Annotated in this window: 10 protein-coding genes; 3 read left to right on the top strand and 7 right to left on the bottom strand. The window is 64.9% G+C overall.

The genetic code is table 11. The annotated features are described in order from the left end of the window. Nucleotides 1–8: 8 nt before the first annotated feature. On the bottom strand, nucleotides 9–1,214 hold the full coding sequence (locus MTP16_RS22275; RefSeq protein ID WP_243514174.1) for a redoxin domain-containing protein: 1,206 nt from the start codon (nucleotides 1,212–1,214) through the stop codon (nucleotides 9–11). 154 nt (nucleotides 1,215–1,368) lie between these two features. Here MTP16_RS22275 and MTP16_RS22270 point away from each other — a divergent pair, with 154 nt between their 5' ends. After that, nucleotides 1,369–2,994 (top strand): 3-(methylthio)propionyl-CoA ligase, encoded by a 1,626-nt coding sequence (locus tag MTP16_RS22270; protein WP_243514171.1) that lies wholly within the window; start codon nucleotides 1,369–1,371, stop codon nucleotides 2,992–2,994. Nucleotides 2,995–3,085: 91 nt separating this feature from the next. Then, nucleotides 3,086–3,688 carry an REP-associated tyrosine transposase gene (locus MTP16_RS22265; protein ID WP_243514168.1) on the top strand — a complete coding sequence of 201 codons (603 nt, stop codon included), beginning with the start codon at nucleotides 3,086–3,088 and terminating at the stop codon, nucleotides 3,686–3,688. Between the two features lie 76 nt (nucleotides 3,689–3,764). Here MTP16_RS22265 and proC read toward each other — a convergent pair whose 3' ends face one another. The 6 genes from proC to nagB form a co-directional block, all read right to left on the bottom strand. Beyond that, nucleotides 3,765–4,565: a pyrroline-5-carboxylate reductase gene (gene proC / locus MTP16_RS22260; protein WP_243514162.1), complete on the bottom strand. Its 801-nt coding sequence runs from the start codon at nucleotides 4,563–4,565 to the stop codon at nucleotides 3,765–3,767. Between the two features lie 54 nt (nucleotides 4,566–4,619). Continuing rightward, complete coding sequence (locus tag MTP16_RS22255; RefSeq protein ID WP_243514153.1) at nucleotides 4,620–5,801, bottom strand: acyltransferase family protein; 1,182 nt, start codon at nucleotides 5,799–5,801, stop codon at nucleotides 4,620–4,622. 47 nt (nucleotides 5,802–5,848) lie between these two features. After that, a complete protein-coding gene (locus tag MTP16_RS22250; protein ID WP_243514150.1) occupies nucleotides 5,849–7,060 on the bottom strand; it encodes an anhydro-N-acetylmuramic acid kinase in 1,212 nt (403 codons plus the stop codon). Between the two features lie 214 nt (nucleotides 7,061–7,274). Then, a complete protein-coding gene (locus tag MTP16_RS22245) occupies nucleotides 7,275–8,573 on the bottom strand; it encodes a RagB/SusD family nutrient uptake outer membrane protein (protein ID WP_243514146.1) in 1,299 nt (432 codons plus the stop codon). A gap of 107 nt (nucleotides 8,574–8,680) precedes the next feature. Beyond that, a complete protein-coding gene (locus MTP16_RS22240) occupies nucleotides 8,681–11,875 on the bottom strand; it encodes a SusC/RagA family TonB-linked outer membrane protein (RefSeq protein ID WP_243514143.1) in 3,195 nt (1,064 codons plus the stop codon). Between the two features lie 96 nt (nucleotides 11,876–11,971). Then, complete coding sequence (gene nagB / locus MTP16_RS22235; RefSeq protein WP_243514140.1) at nucleotides 11,972–13,909, bottom strand: glucosamine-6-phosphate deaminase; 1,938 nt, start codon at nucleotides 13,907–13,909, stop codon at nucleotides 11,972–11,974. 383 nt (nucleotides 13,910–14,292) lie between these two features. Between nagB and MTP16_RS22230 the strand changes: the two genes are divergently transcribed. Then, nucleotides 14,293–17,466 (top strand): SusC/RagA family TonB-linked outer membrane protein, encoded by a 3,174-nt coding sequence (locus MTP16_RS22230; protein WP_243514138.1) that lies wholly within the window; start codon nucleotides 14,293–14,295, stop codon nucleotides 17,464–17,466. Nucleotides 17,467–17,483: the final 17 nt, after the last annotated feature.

The raw sequence follows: 17,483 nt of genomic DNA, 5'->3' as shown, positions 1-17,483 counted from the left end.
GGGCCGCCCTAATTGGCGAAGGGAACTGGCGTGAGGCGCAGCATCTGAATCTGGCGGGGGGCTTCCACCACTTCAAGGCCCAGCTTGGCCAGCGCCGCCACGAGCGAGCCTTTTATGTCCTCGCCCTCTGTAGCAAAGGCTACGTCGTAATGGCCGCTCAGGCCGGTTTCATCCACCACGGGCCGCTGCAGCTCGTTTTCGAGGTAGGCGCGCAGGCTTTCGAGGGCGCTGCCCTGCATGGCAAATTCGCCGCCGCCGTAGCTGAGCTGCTCGGGCTTGGTAGAAGCTGGCAGGGGCGGGGCGTTTTTCAGGCGGCGCAGCACGTAGGCAGGTTTGGTGGCAGGCGCCCAGGTGGCCTGCACCGGCAGGTACTGGCGCAGGGCCTCGCGCATCAGTAGTTTGAGGCGGGCCTCCTGTCCGGGCGGCACAATGAAATCAAGGCAGACTTTGGAGAGGTCGTCGTACTGCCGCAGGCTGTCGGGCAGCTGGTTCTGAATGCGGAAGTAGCTGGTTTCGTAGGCGATTTGGAACAGCGAAGTATAATCGAGGTTGATGGCCGTGAGGCGGCGCCGGGCCAGCGGGCCCTGGCGCTCGGGCCGCATCATGCCCGGTAAGCCCTGGATGAACGGCCGCACGCTCACGGCGTAGCGCGTGGCCGTATCGACCGGGAAGTAGCTCATCGGGTCGGTGTTGAGGACGTCTTGCTTGGGCTTGAGATGCACGGGGCGGCCGGCGGCCACGGCCAGCAGCGCCGCATCCGTCAACTGCTCGGGCGAAGTGATGGCCACCACGCGCCGGTTCTTATCGACCACCACGGTGTGCGAAATAATCTGGTGCGGAAACCAGCGGTTGACGTCCTGCCCGGGGGCGGGGGCCGAGGCCAGTGGCAGGGCCACGGGCCGCTTGGCCAGGAACTTCAGCAGGCGCGCTTCCGAATCGGTCGAGATGCCCACCACCTGCACCTCGGCCGGATGGCGCTGCTGCAGGTCGGCCAGCCGCTGCAGGGCCGGGATGCAGGGGCTGCAGGTGGTGCTCCAGAATTCCAGCACCAGCACCTTGCCCTTGGCCTCTGCGGAGGCGAAGGTGCCGCCCGCCCGGTTCACCACCCGCGGCAGCACGAAATCGGGGAGGGTGTCGCCCACTTTTAGGGGCGTTTGCGCAACGGCCGGGCCGGCAAGCAGGGCAGCGAGGGTAGCAAAACGAAGGACGCGCATGGAGCGAAAGATAGGGGGCAGCAGCCAGCTATGGCCCGACTACCGCCCGGCTTAGCGAAACGTAACCGGGCCGGCCGAAAATAGCTTCCGGCTGGCATTTATCGGCCCCTGCTGCTACCTTACAGGCCTACTCTCATTCCCACCCCGCCCTGTTATGCTAGGACTAATGATGGCGCAGCCGCTGCGCGTGGCCACAATCATCGAGCACGCCGCCAAGTGGCATGCCGACACCGAAATTGTGTCGCGGCTGCCCGAGGGCGGCATCCACCGCTACACCTACGCCGCCGCCAACCGCCGCAGCCAGCAGCTGGCCCAGGCCCTGCTGAAGCTCGGCATCGAAAACGGCGACCGGGTGGGCACGCTGGCCTGGAACACGCACCGGCATTTTGAGTTGTATTTTGGCGTGGCGGGCATCGGGGCGGTGTGCCACACCATCAACCCGCGCCTGTTTCCGGAGCAGCTCGTCTACATCATCAACCACGCCGAGGACCGGCTGCTGTTCTTCGACTTAACCTTTTTGCCGCTGGTGGAGCGGCTGGCACCGGTGTGCCCCACCGTGGAAAAATGGGTGCTGCTGGCCGGCCCCGAGCACCTGCCGGTGCAGTCGGCCCTGCCCGGCCTGTGCAGCTACGAAGACCTGCTGGCCGCCGAAACGGCCGACTACGAGTGGCCCAGCTTCGACGAGAACACGGCCTGCTCGCTCTGCTACACCTCCGGCACCACCGACCAGCCCAAGGGCGTGCTTTACTCGCACCGCTCCACGGTGCTACACGCGCTGGGCATCTCCTTGCCCGATTCGCTGGGCTGCTCGGCCCTTGATGTGATTATACCTGTAGTACCCATGTTCCACGTCAACGCCTGGGGCTTGCCCTACGCGGCCCCGCTCAACGGGGCCAAGCTGGTGTTGCCCGGCGCGGGCATGGACAGCGCGAGCTTGTTTGAGCTGATGGAAACGGAGGGCGTCACGTTCTCGGCCGGGGTGCCCACCATCTGCCTGGCGCTGCTGCAGTTCATGCGCGAAGGCCAGCGGCAGTTCAGCACGCTGCGGCGCACGGTGGTGGGCGGCTCCAGCTGCCCGCCGGCTTTGATGAAGGCTTTTGTGGAGGAGCTGAACGTGACCATCACCCACGCCTGGGGCATGACGGAAATCAGTCCCCTGGGCACTGCCAGCCGCCTCAAGGCCAACCAGCTGGCGCTGCCCGCCGAGCAAAAAGCCGCCACCCTGGCCAAGCAGGGCCGGGTGGTATTCGGCGTCGATATGAAGATTGTGGGCGACGACGGTCAGGAACTGCCGCACAACGGCGTGGCCTTCGGCGACCTGCTGGTGCGGGGCCCTTGGGTGGTGCGCGAGTACTTCCGCACGCCCACGCCCGGCGAGCTCACGGCCGACGGCTGGTTCCGTACCGGCGACGTGGCCACCATTGATGCCGAGGGCTTCATGCAAATAACCGACCGCTCGAAGGACGTCATCAAGTCGGGCGGCGAGTGGATTTCCAGCATTGACCTGGAGAACCTGGCCGTGGCCCATCCCGCCGTGGCCGAGGCCGCCGTCATCGGCGTGCCCAGCGGCCGGTGGAGCGAGCGGCCATTGCTGGTAGTGGTGCTCCGCCCGGGCATGGACGTTTCGCGGGAAGAGATGCTCGGCTTCTTCCGGGGCAAGGTGGCCAAGTTCTGGGAGCCCGACGCGGTGGAGTTTGTGGATGCCCTGCCGCATACGGCCACGGGCAAAATCCTGAAAACACAGCTGCGGAAGGACTTCGCGGGGTATTCGGTGGCGTAGTACCCCCAAGCTGTGCTTGGGTGCCGACGTATTTAGCCCCGACCAACTCCGGTTTCAGCCCACAACAATCCACGCGCTGCATAAAGAACTTATGGAGCTTACGCACTACCAGCGCTTTCTGCCTCACCGGTTGGCTCCGGGCGAATCCTATTTCATCACCTTTCGGTTAGCCGGCTCACTGCCGCGCAAAGTGGTGCTGCAGCTAATCGAAGAGCGAGAGTTACGGTTGCGCGAAGCCAATCCGTCGGCTGCCGTCAATCCCGGCGAGCGGAAAGGCTTTTTCACTACGTTCGATGCCGTGCTCGACCGCGCCAACTACGGCCCTTGCTACCTCACCAAGCCTGCCGAAGCCGCCATAGTACAGGCGGCTCTGCATTTTGCCGATGGTGTCGGCTACGACCTGTTGAGTTATTGTTTGATGCCCAATCACGTGCACCTGATAGTGCACCTGCCGGTGGATGCCACTGCGCCGCTGGCCCGCACCCTGCAACGATTGAAAAGCCATACGGCCCGCCACCTCAACCGCCTGCGGAGCAGTGAGGGCCGGGTGTGGCAACGCGAAAGCTACGACCACCGCATTCGCAATGCCCGCGAGTTGGCGGCCACCATTGCTTACACACTCAATAACCCCGTGAAAGCGGGTCTGGCGGCAGATTGGCAGCAGTGGCCTTATAGCTACTGGCACGAAGCTTAGCACCCCAAGCTGCGCTTGGCGCCGTTTGGTGAAGTTGGGCAACCGGCAACGCAGCACCAAGCACAGCTTGGTGGTACTATTTTCCCAGCTCCTCGGCCCGGTCCCGCGCCGCGCCAGCGCCGGCCATCAGGCCCTCGCGCACTGCGCCCGCCCCGAAAGCCTTGAGCGCCGCCTCGGTGGTGCCACCTTTGGAGGCCACCTTGGCAATCCAGTCCTGGCAGCTCAGGCCCGATTGGGAGTAGAGCTCCACGGCGCCGCGGAAGGTCTGGCTCACCAGCAACTCGGCTTCGGCGGGCGAGAAGCCCATGTGGGCGGCGGCGTCCATGAGGGCGCCCATGCAGTAGTACACGTAGGCCGGGCCGCTGCCCGAGATGGCCGTGCTCGCATCAATGGCGCTTTCCTGCTCCACGTACACGGTTTTGCCGGTGGTGCTGAGCAGGTTTTGCACCTGCACCAGCTCGGCGCGCGTCACCTCATCGGTGCCGGTGAAAGCTGTCATGCCCATGCCAATCTGGGCCGGTAGGTTGGGCATGGCCCGGATGACTTTGGGCGTGCCCAGCGCCTCCCGGATGGTGGCAATGCGCACGCCGGCCATGATGCTGAGCACCAGCTGCTGCGGCTGCACCAGTCCTGCAATGGTGTCGAACAGCGCGGCCGAGTCCTGCGGCTTCACGGCCAGAATGAGGATATCGGCGCCGGGCACGCACTCCTGCGGGGTGCCCCACACGGTGCCTACCTCGTGGGCGGCCAGGGCCGGCACCCGCTCGGGCGAGCGGGCCAGCAAACGCAGGTCGAGCCGGGACGTGACGTGGGTGCGGGCAAAGCTGCGGGCATAAGTCAGGCCCATGTTGCCGCCGCCGATGATGAGGATTTTCATGGAGCAAAAGTCGTTTTTTAGTGCCCCAAAGAACGTCATGCTGAGCAACACCGCTCACACCTTCAGCACCACGCCCTTCTTGTACATCCAACTCAAAATGAAATACCAGATAATGATGAGCGTGACCGCGCCCACCAGCGAGGCCGTGCGCGGGTCCTGGAAAAAAGGCGCAATGCCCCATTCGTACAGCCACTCCTTCAGCCCGCCGGTTTTGCCGCCGGGCAGCGCCAGTTTGAACAGCCCGAACGTGCGCGAAAGCAGGGCCGAGAGGCAAAATACCAGAATGGCATTCACGCCGTACACCAGCGCCGGGCGCGTCCAGCGGCGGTAGCCCTGCACGTCGCACAACCAGTAGAGCGCGGCTAGGCCAGCCATGGCCAGCCCGCCGGTGTAGAGCACGTAGGAGCTGCTCCACAGCGCTTTGTTGATGGGGAACCACGGCGCCCAGCATAGCCCGAGAACGATAAGCGCGCCAGCCGCAACGAACAGCCAAGCCACTTTGGCGGCCGGCTCCTGGTCTTTGCGGCGCAACCATTGGGCCGTGAGGCCGCCCAACAGGCCGGTGCCCAAGGCGGGCAGGGTGCCAAGCAGGCCTTCGGGGTCCCAGGTTTTGCTTTGCTTCCAGAGGTGGGCTTCGCTGAAAACGGTGCGGTCAAGCCAGGCGCCGAGGTTGGTGGCGGGCTCTAGGTTGGCAGGGCCGAAGCCGGGCACCGGCACCAGCTGCATCAGCACCGCGTAGCCGATGAGGAAGCCCACAATCAGCCAGGCCTGCGTGCGCCAGCTGGTTTTCAGGAAAATGAAGCTGCACCCCAGAAACACTAGCGCAATGCGCTGCAACACGCCCATAATGCGCACCGCCGAAAAATCGAATTTCGGATACAACGACAGCAGCAGGCCCAGCCCAAACAGCACGCCCGCCCGGCGCAGCACCCGCCCCAGCACCGCACCCTGCGGGCCGCCCCGCTGCTTTACGCCATCGAGCGCATACACCAGGCTCACGCCCACGATAAATAGGAAAAACGGGAAAATCAGGTCCGTGGGCGTGCAGCCGTTCCATTCGGCGTGCTCCAGCGGCGGGTAGATATGGCCCCAGTCGCCGGGGTTGTTCACCAGTATCATGGCCATCACCGTGAGGCCCCGAAACACGTCGAGGCTGATGAGGCGGCCGGGCTGCGAGGCCTCGGCCAGCGGCCGGGTGCCGGTGGTGTCGACGGCGGCTTGGGTGGTCGTATTCATGGGTGGGAATGAGAAGTTTGAGGAGCTAAAGAACGTCACGCAGCGCCTCACCCTGGAAACGATACTTTGCCCATACCTACGGCCGGCACCCGCTGCCGCCCCGCCCCTATAGCCACGGGCTGGCCCGCCACGGCCTCGTTGGCCAATACCGCAAACAGAATGGCCTCTTTGGCATCGCCGGATACGCCCAAAACATCGGTGGTGGCGAAGCGAGCCGCCGGCAGCTGCCGCTGCAAAGCGGCCAGCAGGGCCGGGTTGTGGGCGCCGCCGCCGCTGGCGTACACCGCCGCGGGCGCCGGCCGGTCGGGAAAGGCAGCCTGCATGGCCCGGGCCACCCCCACAGCGCTCAGCTCGGCCAGCGTGGCTAAGATGTCTTCAAGGCTCAGGGCTTCGGTGGCACTGCGCTGCTGGGCTTCGGCTAGGTAAGCGGCACTGAACAGTTCGGGGCCGGTGGTTTTGGGCAGGGGCGCGGCGAAAAATGGATGGTCGAGCAGGGCGGCCAGCAGGCCCTCGTGCACCCGGCCGGCCAGGGCCAGGCGGCCGTCTTCATCGTAGGCCAAGTCGGGGAAGTGGGCGCGCACGGTGGCATCGAGCAGGGTGTTGCCGGGGCCGGTGTCGGTGCTGAAGGCGGCGGTGGCGTCGCCGTCGGCGCGGGGCAGGTAGGTGAAGTTGGCAATGCCGCCGAGGTTGAGCAGCAGCCGCTCCTCATCGGGGCTACTCAGCAGCAAAAAGTCGCCGTAGGCGGCCAGGGGGGCGCCTTCGCCGCCGGCCGCGATGTGCTTCTGGCGGAAGTCGCTGAGCGTGATGATGCCCGTGTGTACGGCCACGTGGTCGCCGTCGCCGAGCTGCAGGGTAGCGTTTAAGTCGAAGTCAGCGCGCTGGTGCTGGTGGCGCGGGGCGTGGTAGATGGTCTGGCCGTGGCTGGCAATGAGGTCGACCTCCTGCGGACTGATGCCCCAGGCCTGCAGGCAGTCCAGAATCATGGCTGCGTGCAGTTGGCCCAGCCACGGGTTCAGCAGCGTGAGGTACTCCAGGCTCACCGTGTCGCGCGCAAAAACCTGGCGGATGCGGCCTTTCGTGTCCTCATCATACGGCACGGTGCGGAATTGCTCCAGCTCCAGCCGCGTGCCGGGGCCGTGACCCGTGAGGCGGCACAGAGCCACATCCAGCCCATCGAGCGAAGTACCCGACATGAGCCCGATGATGCGGCGGCTGGGCTGGGCGGCCAGGTGGCAGAGGCGGGCGAGGTGGGCGTTCATTATTTAGGGGAGGAGGGTATGGGGGTGGGAGGGTAGGAGTTTTAGGTAGTTAGGCGAAAAAAGGTGAACACAAAAGAACGTCCTGCTGAGCGCAATCGAAGCATCTCTACCGCGCGGCTAATTCCTTTCGTTTGGATTAGTTGCGCGGTAGAGATGCTTCGATTGCGCTCAGCAGGACGTCCTTTTTCTTTAGAGCTCTATTACCCTCTACACCCTAAAGCACCGGGTCGCCGGGCGTTTGGGAGTTGTTTTCGCGTTCTGTACGGGGGTAGGGCAGGAAGTTGCGGTTGCGCTCGGCGCCGGTGGTGCCGGCGGCGGGGCGGCCGAAGCGGCGGCTGTCGGCCAGCCGGAAGCCCTGGAAGGCCAGCTCGATGCTGCGGTTGCGGTAGATTTCGGTCAGCACATCGGCCGCGGTGGCGGGGCCACTGTAAGCGGGCAGGCTGGCTCCGAGGCCAAACACGTCGTTGGCTGGCGTCTTGGTGAGCACCCGGTTCAGCTCAATAATGGCGTTGGGCACGTCGCCTTTGCGGGCGTAGGCTTCGGCCCGAATCAGGAGCATCTCGCCGGGCACGTACACCGGAATGGGGGCATTGTTGGCCGTGAAGAAACCGGTGCCCAGGTTCTGGGTGGCCGTAGGGTTGGTGCGAATGAAGAACGGCAGGCGGCGGTCGGCGGCGTTGGGAGCCAGCGTGCCGGTCAGGCCTAGGTTGGCGTTGAAGGGCTCGAACACGTTGCGGTTGCCGAAGGCCACCTCAAAAATGGGGTTGCGGGTGTTGTCGTCGTAGTTGAACACCGAGCGTTTGGTGAGGTCCACGCGGCCGGCGGCGGCAATGGCTTTGTCGTAGTCGCCGGCTTCCAGGCTGTAGCGCGCAATGAGGGCCTGCAGGGTGTTGGGCAGGTCGAGGCCGGGCACAATCTTGCTGTTGAAATCGGCCGAAACGGGGGTAGCGGCCACTTGGGTGGCGGCGGTTTCGAGTTGGGCCACGGCGTTTTGCAGGGCCTGCACGCGAGGCACGAAGGGCGCGTTTTCCTGCACCGCCAGCGGCACCTGCTCGAAAAACTGCGCCAGCGTGCCCAGCGACAAAGCCCGGAAAATGCTGGCGTAGGCCACGATGCCGCTGCGGGTGCCCGCCTCGGGGGCGTTGCCCGCGTTGGTCAGCACCAGGTCGGCGTTGGCTTTCACCAGGTTGGCCTGCGTCCAGAGGTTGCGCACCACGCCGTTGGCGTTGGTGACGCTGCCGCCGCCCAGGCTCACGTTATACTCTTCGATGTTGCCCACGTTCAGGATGGTGAGCTCGCGGGTGGTTAGCCCGCCGGCCGCCACCGCGTTGTAAACGACGCTCAGCAGGCCGCCCGCGCTGTAGCGGTACTGCAGGCCGTTGCAAAGCGTAATCAACCCGTCGGACGAGGTCACGACCTGCGGCTGCAGGGCCGCGCTGGGGTTCAGGTATTCTTTGTTGCAGCTGCCGAGCGACAAGGCCAGCAGGGCGGCTAGGGTGATATATTTTTTCATTGGGAATGAAGTCTGGAGAGGTGTAGCGTGGACTCTGGGAGTCCGCGCAGGGGTGTTCCGGATGGTTCGTTCGGGAGGGCGCGGACTTACAGAGTCCACGCTACGCGCTAGAACGACGCCGCCAGCTTGAGCTGGTAGGTGCGCGGAATGGGCACGTTGCCAAAGTCGATGGCGCGCAGCAGGTCATTGGAGCCGCCGGCGCTGGTTTCGGGGTCGAAGCCGTTGTAATTGTCCCACGAATACAGGTTGCGGCCCACCACCGACACGGTCAGGTTGCTGATGTACTTGCTGAGCGTGGGCAGCGTGTAGCTCAGCGCCGCCTCGCGCAGCTTCACGAACGAGCCGTCATCGACGCGGAATTCCTGGGTGTTGTAGATGGCGAAGATGTAGCCCCGGGGCAGCGTACCGCGCAGCTCCTGCTCGGCCAAATCGCCCAGGCCCACGCCCTGGCGCGTGCGCTTGTCGGCGTTGAACACGCTGTTGCCCTGCACGGCGTCGGCCAGCAGGTGCAGGCTGAGCTTCTTATAGGTCAGGTTGGTGCTCAGCGAGCCCGTCCACTTCGGGTTGGGGTCGCCGATGATGACGTTGGCAATGGCCGTGCCGGCGGCGTAGCTGGGCTGGCCGTTGGCTTCGCGGGCGGGGGTGAAGGTGGTGGCGCCCACGCCCTGCCCGCTGGTGCGCTCGTCCTGCGGGAAGCCCTGGGGCGTGAGCAGCAGCGAGCCGTCGGGGTTGCGGGCGTAGCCCGAGCCGTAGAATACGCCCGCCGGCTGCCCGGCCAGCAAGTACACCGGCGCGCCGGCCGCGTTGTCTACCGAGATGGTTTGGGTGCTGCCGTTCGAGCCGGGCAGGTCCAGCACCTTGTTGCGGTTGCGGTTATAGAGCGCCGTCACGTCCCAGGTGAAGTTCTCGGTTTTCACCGGCACCACCGTCAGCTGCAGTTCCACGCCGCGGTTTTCCATGGTGCCCACGTTGTTGAAGATGGCCGAGCCGCCCGCCGACGGCGCCAGGTTGCGCCGCAGCAGCAGGTCCTTGATTTGCTGGTTATACACCGTGATGCCCAGCCCGATGCGGTCCTTCAAAAAGCCCAGGTCGGCCCCAAATTCCAGCTCGGCGTTGCGCTCGGGGCGCACGTCGGGCGTGGCCAGCTGGGTGCTGGGCGTGAGGGTGTTCTTGCCCAGGTAGCCCACCGGATTGAACGGGTAGAAACGGGTGTAAGTGGGCAAGATGGCCAGGTTGCCGGCCTCGCCGTAGCTGGCCCGCAGCTTCAGCGTGTTGAAGGCGTTGGCGTAAGCCGCGTTCTGCCAGAACGCCAAATCCGACACCACCAGCGAGGCGCTGATTTTCGGATAAACCTGGTTGGTTTGCGAGGGCGAGAATTTGGTGGCTTGGTCGCGGCGCAGCGCCCCGGTCAGGAAGGCCAGGTTGCGGAAGCTTACTGTGGCCTGCCCGTAGTAGCCGCTCAGCGAAAACCGGTCGGTGTCGTAGGTAGAGGTGACGGTGGTGCTGCTGGCCCCGCTCACGGTGGTGATGAAGGGCGCCAGGTTCTGGCCTTGGGTGGCCGTGATTTCCTGCTGGCTGTACTGGTAGTTGTAGCCGGCACGCAGGTTCAGCTTCAGGTCTTCGGTGAAGGAAATCTCGTAGGCCGCGTTCAGGTCGGAGTTCAACTGCAGGGCCACATTGTTGGCGTTGGAGGCGTAGCCCAGCGGGTAGCGGGCCGCCGGCAGGCCGGCCGTGGCCTGGTAGGGGTAGGGCCGGATGTATCCCTGGCCCACCTGCGAGTAGGCGTCGGCCCCGATGATGTAGTCAAGCGAGAAGTTCTTGAAAGGCGTCAGGCTCAGCTGCACGTCGCTGATGGTGCGGTTCACGCCCTGCGTAAACTTCATGTCCTCAATGGTGGAGAGCGGGTTTACGCGGGTGGGCTCCACGGCCAGCAGGTTGCCGTTGGCGTCGCGCTGGGTGATGTCGTAGATGTTGTTGGTGATGTTCACCGAGTTGATGGGGCTGTAGAACACGTTGCCGTTGGCTTTCTCGTTCGAGAAGCTGTTGCTGTACGTCAGCCCGCCCGACACCTTTAGCCAGTCCGTCAGGCGCTGGTCCACGCGAGCCCGCAGGTTGTAGCGCGTGAAATCGGTGCCCTTGATGATGCCTTCGTTCTTCAGATAGCCGGCCGAGAGGTAGTACTGCGTGCGCTCCGAGCCGCCCGAAATCGACACACTGTTGTCGGTGCCGTAGCCGCGCCGAAAAATCTGGTCGAAGTAATTGTAGCGCGGCACATCCACCAGGTTGCTGGCCAGCGGCGTGTTCACGTTGGCGCGGTTGATGTTGGTTGTTGTGGTGCCGGGGTTGGCCGTAATCTGGCCCGCCGAGATGCCGCCGATGGTGTAGAGGCGCAGCCCCGCAAAGCCGAACTGCTTGCCGTAGGTGTTCACCGGCACCGATTTGCGCAGCTCGTTCATCATCACGCTGGTGCTCACGCTCACGCGCGGCGCACCCGCTACCCCGCGCTTGGTGGTGATGAGCACCACGCCGTTGGCCGCCCGCGAGCCGTAGATGGCCGCCGCCGCCGCCCCGTTGATGACGTTGAGGCTGGCAATGTCGTTGGGGTTGAGGTCGGCCAGGCGGTTCTGGCCCACGTTGGCTACGCCCACGTCGTTGGTCAAGGCCAGCTGCGACACGTTGGTGCTGGCGTTGCTCACTATCACGCCGTCAATCACATACAGCGGGTCCGACGAGCCGGCCAGGGTGTGAATGCCCCGCAAACGCACCGAGATGGAGCCCGCCGGGTCGCCCGAGTTCTGGGTAATCTGCGCGCCGGGCACCTTGCCCTGCAGCGAGTTCAGCACCCCGCCCGAGCCGCTCTGCGTCAGCTCCGAGCCCTGAATGGTGCTGATGGCGTTGCCCAACTCGCGCCGGTTCACGGTCACGGTCGAGCCCACTACCACCACTTCGTCCAGCTTCTGCTGGGCTTCGGCCAGGGCCACATCGGTGGTCACGGTTTCGGCGGCGCCCAGCGTCAACGGGCGCGTCTCAGCCTTGTAGCCCACCAGCGAAAACGTGAGCGTGTAGCTACCCGGCGCCACTGTGGCCGTGAGCGAGTAGCCCCCATTAGCGTCTGTGGAGGCGCCCATGGTGGTGCCGTTCAGCAGCACCGTAGCGCCCGGCAGGCCCTGGCCGGCCGCGTCGTTCACCCGGCCTTGCAGGGTGTAGCGCTGGGTTTGGGCCAGCAGCGGGCCCGCAAGCAGGAGGAAAAACAGCAGCCCGCTCAAGTGTCGGGCCAGCTCGTCTCGGTAAGTGTTTGGCATACAGAAAAAGGGTTAGTGGTGGGAAAAAGGTATTAGGGTATGGTAGAAATCGAATAAATAAGCCCGTCATGCAGCACGCAGCACGACGGGCTTTTATTAAAACTCCCAGCGCACGAAGGCTTCAATGCCTTCATACTCCGGCAGCCCCAACTCGTCGTAAATCTTGGCCGTGGTGCGGTTCCGGGCCTCGCTGCGCTGCCAGAACTCGCGCTGGTCGGCACCGGGGAAGAGGGGCCGGTCCTTCTGGCTTTGGTGCTTGAAGATGGCGCGGCGCTTGCGCGTGAGCTCGGCCGGGGAGAGGGGCACGGCCATCTCAATCTGGTCGATGTCCCATTCCTGCCAGGCGCCGCGGTAGAGCCACACCCAGCAGTCATCCAGCCACGCCGTGCCCGAAGCTTTGAGGCGGTGGATGCTCTCAAAAATGGCCGCCAGGCACACGCGGTGCGTGCCGTGCGGGTCGCTCAGGTCGCCGGCGGCGTAAATCTGCTGGGGCTGGATGCGGTTCAGCAGCTCCATCGTGAGGCGAATGTCTTCGTCGCCGAGCGGCTTTTTGCGTACGCGGCCGGTTTCGTAGAAGGGTAGGTTCTGGAAGTGGGCGCGCTCGTCGGGGTCGAGGCCGGCGTAGCGCAGGGCGCTTTTGGCCTCGCCGCTGCGGATAAGGCCCTTAATCTGCTGCACTTCTTCTGAATCGACCTGGCCGGGCTGCTTGCGCCGTAGGAAATCGGCCACGCGGTGGTAGAGGTTGTCGGCCGGCTCGCCGCTGGAAAAATGAAAGGCCTGGTCGTAGTCGGCCACGAAGTCAGCGAAGCGAATAGCCTCATCGTCGAACACGGCAATGTTGCCGGAAGTCTGGTAGGCCACGTGCACCTCGTGGCCCTGGTCCACGAGGCGCAGCAGGGTGCCGCCCATCGAAATCACGTCGTCGTCGGGGTGCGGGCTGAAAATGAGCACGCGCTTCGGAAACGGCTCGGCGCGCTCCGGCCGGTAAGTGTCGTCGGCATTGGGCTTGCCGCCGGGCCAGCCGGTGATGGTGTGCTGCAACTCGTTGAACACGCGAATGTTGATGTCGTAGGCCGGGCCCGACTGCGCCAACAGTTCCGAGAGGCCGTTTTCGTTGTAGGCTTCCTCCGTCAGCTTGAGAATGGGCTTGCCCACGGTGCGGGCCAGCCAGGTCACGGCCTTGCGCACCAAGGCGGCGTCTTGCCAGTTGCAGGGCAGGTGCAGCAGCCAGGGCGTTTTGCGGGGCGTGAGCTCGGCGCCGGCGGCCTCATCCAGCACCACCTGCACGGCGGGGTGGCGCTGCAAGTAAGTGGCCGGCACCGTGTCGGTTACCTCGCCTTCCACCATGCGTTTCACCACGGCGGCCTTGCCTTCGCCCCAGGCCATGAGCACAATCTGCCGGGCTTCCAGAATGGTGCCCACGCCCATGGTAAGGGCCCGGCGCGGCACGTTTTCCTCGCCGTAGAAGTCGGAAGCGGCGTCGGTGCGCGTCACGTGGTCCAGCGTAATCATCCGGGTGCGAGAGGCGGGGCCGGAGCCGGGCTCGTTGAAGCCGATGTGCCCCGTGCGCCCGATGCCCAGCAGCTGCAAATCGATGCCGCCGGCTGCCTGAATCTGTTCCTCGTAGCGGCGGCAGTACTCGGCTACCTGCTCGGGCGGCACGGTGCCGTCGGGGATGTGCACGTTCTCCGGCTTGATATCGACGTGGTCGAACAGGTACTCCCGCATGAAGCGCACGTAGCTCTGCAGCGAGTCGGGCTGCATGGGGTAATACTCGTCGAGGTTGAAGCTGATAACGTTCTGAAAGCTCAGGCCCTCTTCGCGGTGCAGGCGCACCAGCTCCTCGTACACGCGGGTGGGCGAGGAGCCCGTGGCCAGTCCCAGCACGCAGGGCCGGCCCTCGGCGGCACGGGCGCGAATAAGGTCGGCAATCTGGGCTGCTACGGCGGCCGAAGCCACTTCCGAATCGGCGTAGATGCTGACGGGCAGGTGGGCGTCGGCGGAGGCGGGCAGGGCGGCGGGGGTGGAATTCATGAGCAGGGTGGAAAAGCAGAAGAATCGGTATGAACGGCGGAAAATTGGGGAAAACCCGGTGCTAATCAAAGCTTGCGGTGGATAAAAGCCGTGTTTCCAGGAGTTGTATTCTAAAATAATTGAATTGTGACGAATATCAGCTATTTCCAATTTCCGCAAACGTTTGGGTGAATATTGCCTGAATATTTCGCAAATTTGAACCCTCCTTTTCCACCACTCAAGCATCTGCCCGGCGCGGCCCAGCTGTAAACCCTTGGGTTCTTGATGCCTATGGTGGGCTTTAAGCCCGCCGAACTGCCAAAATCGGCTGGCTCCTGACGGCTTACCTCTCCGCATCGCAACCCCCGTCTTTCCCTGTCATTTCCCATCAATCATTTCTTCTCATGAAAAAACCTTACTGGCTATTCCTGCTGACGCTGGGCCTAGCGCCGGCTTCCGTCAGCTGGGCCCAGACGGCCAGCCCGGCGGGTGCCACTACGCCGGCCCGCACCATCACGGGCATCGTCACCTCGGGCACCGACCAAACCCCGCTCCCGGGCGTGACGGTGCTGGTGAAAGGCACCACCACCACCGGCAGCACCACCGGCGCCGACGGCCGCTACGCCGTGCAAGCCGCGCCGGGCGCCACGCTGGTGTTCAGCTTCATCGGCTACACCTCGCAGGAGCGTACCGTGGGCGCCGACGGCACTGTGGACGTGGCCCTGAAAGAAAGCACCGCCGCCCTCGACGAAGTCATTGTCACTTCGCTGGGCATCAAGCAGGAGCGGCGCGAGGTGAACTACGCCGCCCAGCAAGTGAGCGGGGCCGAGCTGATTGACACCCGCCAGCCCAACATCGTGAACGCCTTGCAGGGCAAAATCGCCGGCGTGGCCATCACCAGCTCGGGCGGGGCGCCGGGCGAAGGCGCGAGCATCGTCATCCGGGGAGGCAACTCGCTCGACGGCGACAACCAGCCGCTGTTCGTCATCGACGGCGTGATTATGGACAACTCCTCGTTTGCCGAATCGTCGGTGCCGGGCGGCGGTTCGGGGCTCAATGGCATCCTGGGCCGCTCGTCGGCCACGCCCAACCGCGCCTCCGACATCAACCCCGAAGACGTGGCCTCCATCACGGTGCTGAAGGGCCCGGCGGCGTCGTCTCTCTACGGCCTGCGCGCCGGCAATGGCGCCGTCATCATCACCACCAAAAAAGGCGCCGCCGGCCGCACGGCCATCACCTACCGCACGCAGTTTTCGCTGGACCAGGCCAACCGCTTGCCCAAGCTGCAGGACCAGTACAAGCAGGGCAACCTGGGCGTGTTCGACGCCACCACCCGTACCTCGTGGGGACCGCGCTTTGCCGACGGCGAGGAGGTGTACGACAACCTGGGCAACTTTTTCCGGACCGGCAAGGCTTTCCAGAACTACCTCACCATGTCGGGAGGCTCGGAGAAAGCCACCTTCTTTTTGTCGGCTTCCAACCTCACCCAGAGCGGCACCGTGCCCAACAGCGACTACGACAAGACGTCGGTGCGGCTCTCGGGCACGGCCCAGTTCTCGCCCAAGCTCAGCGCCTCGGCCGCGGCCAACTACATCAATTCCGGCGGCCAGCGGCCGTTTCAGGGGCAGGGCCTGTTCGGCAATTCGGCGCAGCCCAGTGGCTTTTTCCTGAGCTTGATAAACTGGCCGCGCAACGACGACGCCCGCAACTACCTCAACGCCGACGGCAGCCGCCGGCGCCTGTTGGGCACTGCCACAGCGGGCGGCGACCCCGACAACCCCTACTTCAGCGCCGAGCGCAGCCCGCAGAGCGACCGCACCAACCGCCTCATCAGCAACGTGTCGCTCACCTACAAGCCGACGCAGTGGCTGAACCTGACCTACGTGCTGGGCAACGACTTCTATCAGGAGCGCACCCGCTCGGTGCGCGCCGTGGGCACCTCGCAGCCCCTGAACGAGAACGGTGGCCTGGCCGAAACCGTGAACTTCAACCGGGTCCTGACCTCGAACCTGCTGGCCACGCTCACGCACGAGTTCACCCCGAACATCCGGGGCACGCTGCTGCTCGGCAACGCCATCGAGGCGAATAAGAACGAAGCCAACGACTTCATTGGCACTGTTTTCCAGAGCCCGACGTTCGTAAGCATCAACAACACGACCCCCGCCACGCGCAACGTGCTGCAACGCTTTTCGAACCGGGCCATCGTCGGCAACTTCGCCCGCATCAACCTCGACCTGTTCCGCCAGGTAACGCTGGAGCTGTCGGGCCGCTACGACCGGTCCTCGACCCTGCCGCGCCCCGACGAGAACAAGATTTTCGGCAAAGGCTTCGGCTACGGCTCGGCGGCGGTGGGCTGGGAGTTTTCCCGCACCCTCAACCTCGACGCCAACCCCGTGCTGAGCTACGGCAAGCTGCGCGCCTCGGTGGCCCAAGTGGGCAAAGACACGGGCCCCTACCGTGTGGTGTCGCCCCTGACCACCAACACGTTCATCGGCGGGGGCTTCCGCAACGGCTTCTACGGCTCGAACCCCATCCTCAAGCCCGAGCAAACCCGCAGCTACGAGCTGGGCCTGGACCTGCAATTCCTCAAAAACCGCCTGCGCTTTGATGGCGCCGTGTACCGCCAAACCACCACCGACCAGCTCATTGCCCCGCGCGTGAGCCAGGCCACGGGCTTCATTCTGCAGTACCTGAATGGCGGCACGGTGATTAACGAAGGCGTGGAGCTGAGCGTGAGCGGCACGCCCGTGAAACAGGCCAACGGCCTGACCTGGGACGTGACGGCCAACTTCTTCCGCAACCGCAACCGCAGCGAGCTGCCGGTGGGCCTCGACATCGTGTCGCAGTCCGACGCCGGCGTGACCGACTACGTGCTGGGCTCGGCCCTGCCCGGTCGCCCCATCTCGGGCATCACCGGTTCCGACCTGGTGCGCGCCCCCGACGGGCAGGTGCTCATCAACGCCAGCGGCTACCCCTCGTTGAACGGCGTGCTGACCAACTACCTCGGCGACCGCGCCCCCGACTTCACCACCCAGATTACCAACACCCTGACCTATAAAGGCGTGGGCCTGACCTTCCTGTGGGATTTCCGCAAGGGCGGTGTGGTGTATAACGGCAACGCGCAGTACGCCACCCGCCTGGGCCAGAGCGAACTGACCCTGGACCGCTACAAGCCCATTGTGATTGAAGGCGTGGTGGCCGTGACCGACCCGGCCAGCGGCACCGTGAGCTACGTGCCCAACACCAGGGCCGTGGAAGCCACCCAGGGCTACTACCGCGACCTGCTGGGCGCGGCCGGCGGCATGTTTGTGGAAGACGTGAACTGGGCCCGCCTGCGCTACGTCACGCTCAGCTACGGCCTGCCCAAGGCGTGGCTGGGCGGCGGCACGGGCGTGGTGAAGGGCGTGGAGCTGAGCCTGACCGGCCGCAACCTGCTGCTTTTCACCAACTACTCGGGCATCGACCCCGAGGTGGCGGCGGCCGGCTCCGGGGTGCGCGGCGGCGGCTCGGGCGGCTTCGACTACGGCGGGGTGCCCGCCACGCGCGGCCTCGACATTGCCCTACGCGCCACGTTCTAAGCCAATTACTGTCTGAT

Source organism: Hymenobacter monticola (assembly GCF_022811645.1).
Taxonomy (GTDB): domain Bacteria; phylum Bacteroidota; class Bacteroidia; order Cytophagales; family Hymenobacteraceae; genus Hymenobacter; species Hymenobacter monticola.
Note: the sequence above shows the minus strand (reverse complement) of the source record. Positions and strands in the feature narration are given on the sequence as shown.

What these genes read in the sequence shown, in the direction of transcription:
- MTP16_RS22275 (WP_243514174.1), bottom strand. Translation starts at nt 1,214, where the DNA reads ATGCGCGTCCTTCGTTTTGCTACCCTCGCTGCCCTGCTTGCCGGCCCG.
- MTP16_RS22270 (WP_243514171.1), top strand. Translation starts at nt 1,369, where the DNA reads ATGCTAGGACTAATGATGGCGCAGCCGCTGCGCGTGGCCACAATCATC.
- MTP16_RS22265 (WP_243514168.1), top strand. Translation starts at nt 3,086, where the DNA reads ATGGAGCTTACGCACTACCAGCGCTTTCTGCCTCACCGGTTGGCTCCG.
- proC (WP_243514162.1), bottom strand. Translation starts at nt 4,565, where the DNA reads ATGAAAATCCTCATCATCGGCGGCGGCAACATGGGCCTGACTTATGCC.
- MTP16_RS22255 (WP_243514153.1), bottom strand. Translation starts at nt 5,801, where the DNA reads ATGAATACGACCACCCAAGCCGCCGTCGACACCACCGGCACCCGGCCG.
- MTP16_RS22250 (WP_243514150.1), bottom strand. Translation starts at nt 7,060, where the DNA reads ATGAACGCCCACCTCGCCCGCCTCTGCCACCTGGCCGCCCAGCCCAGC.
- MTP16_RS22245 (WP_243514146.1), bottom strand. Translation starts at nt 8,573, where the DNA reads ATGAAAAAATATATCACCCTAGCCGCCCTGCTGGCCTTGTCGCTCGGC.
- MTP16_RS22240 (WP_243514143.1), bottom strand. Translation starts at nt 11,875, where the DNA reads ATGCCAAACACTTACCGAGACGAGCTGGCCCGACACTTGAGCGGGCTG.
- nagB (WP_243514140.1), bottom strand. Translation starts at nt 13,909, where the DNA reads ATGAATTCCACCCCCGCCGCCCTGCCCGCCTCCGCCGACGCCCACCTG.
- MTP16_RS22230 (WP_243514138.1), top strand. Translation starts at nt 14,293, where the DNA reads ATGAAAAAACCTTACTGGCTATTCCTGCTGACGCTGGGCCTAGCGCCG.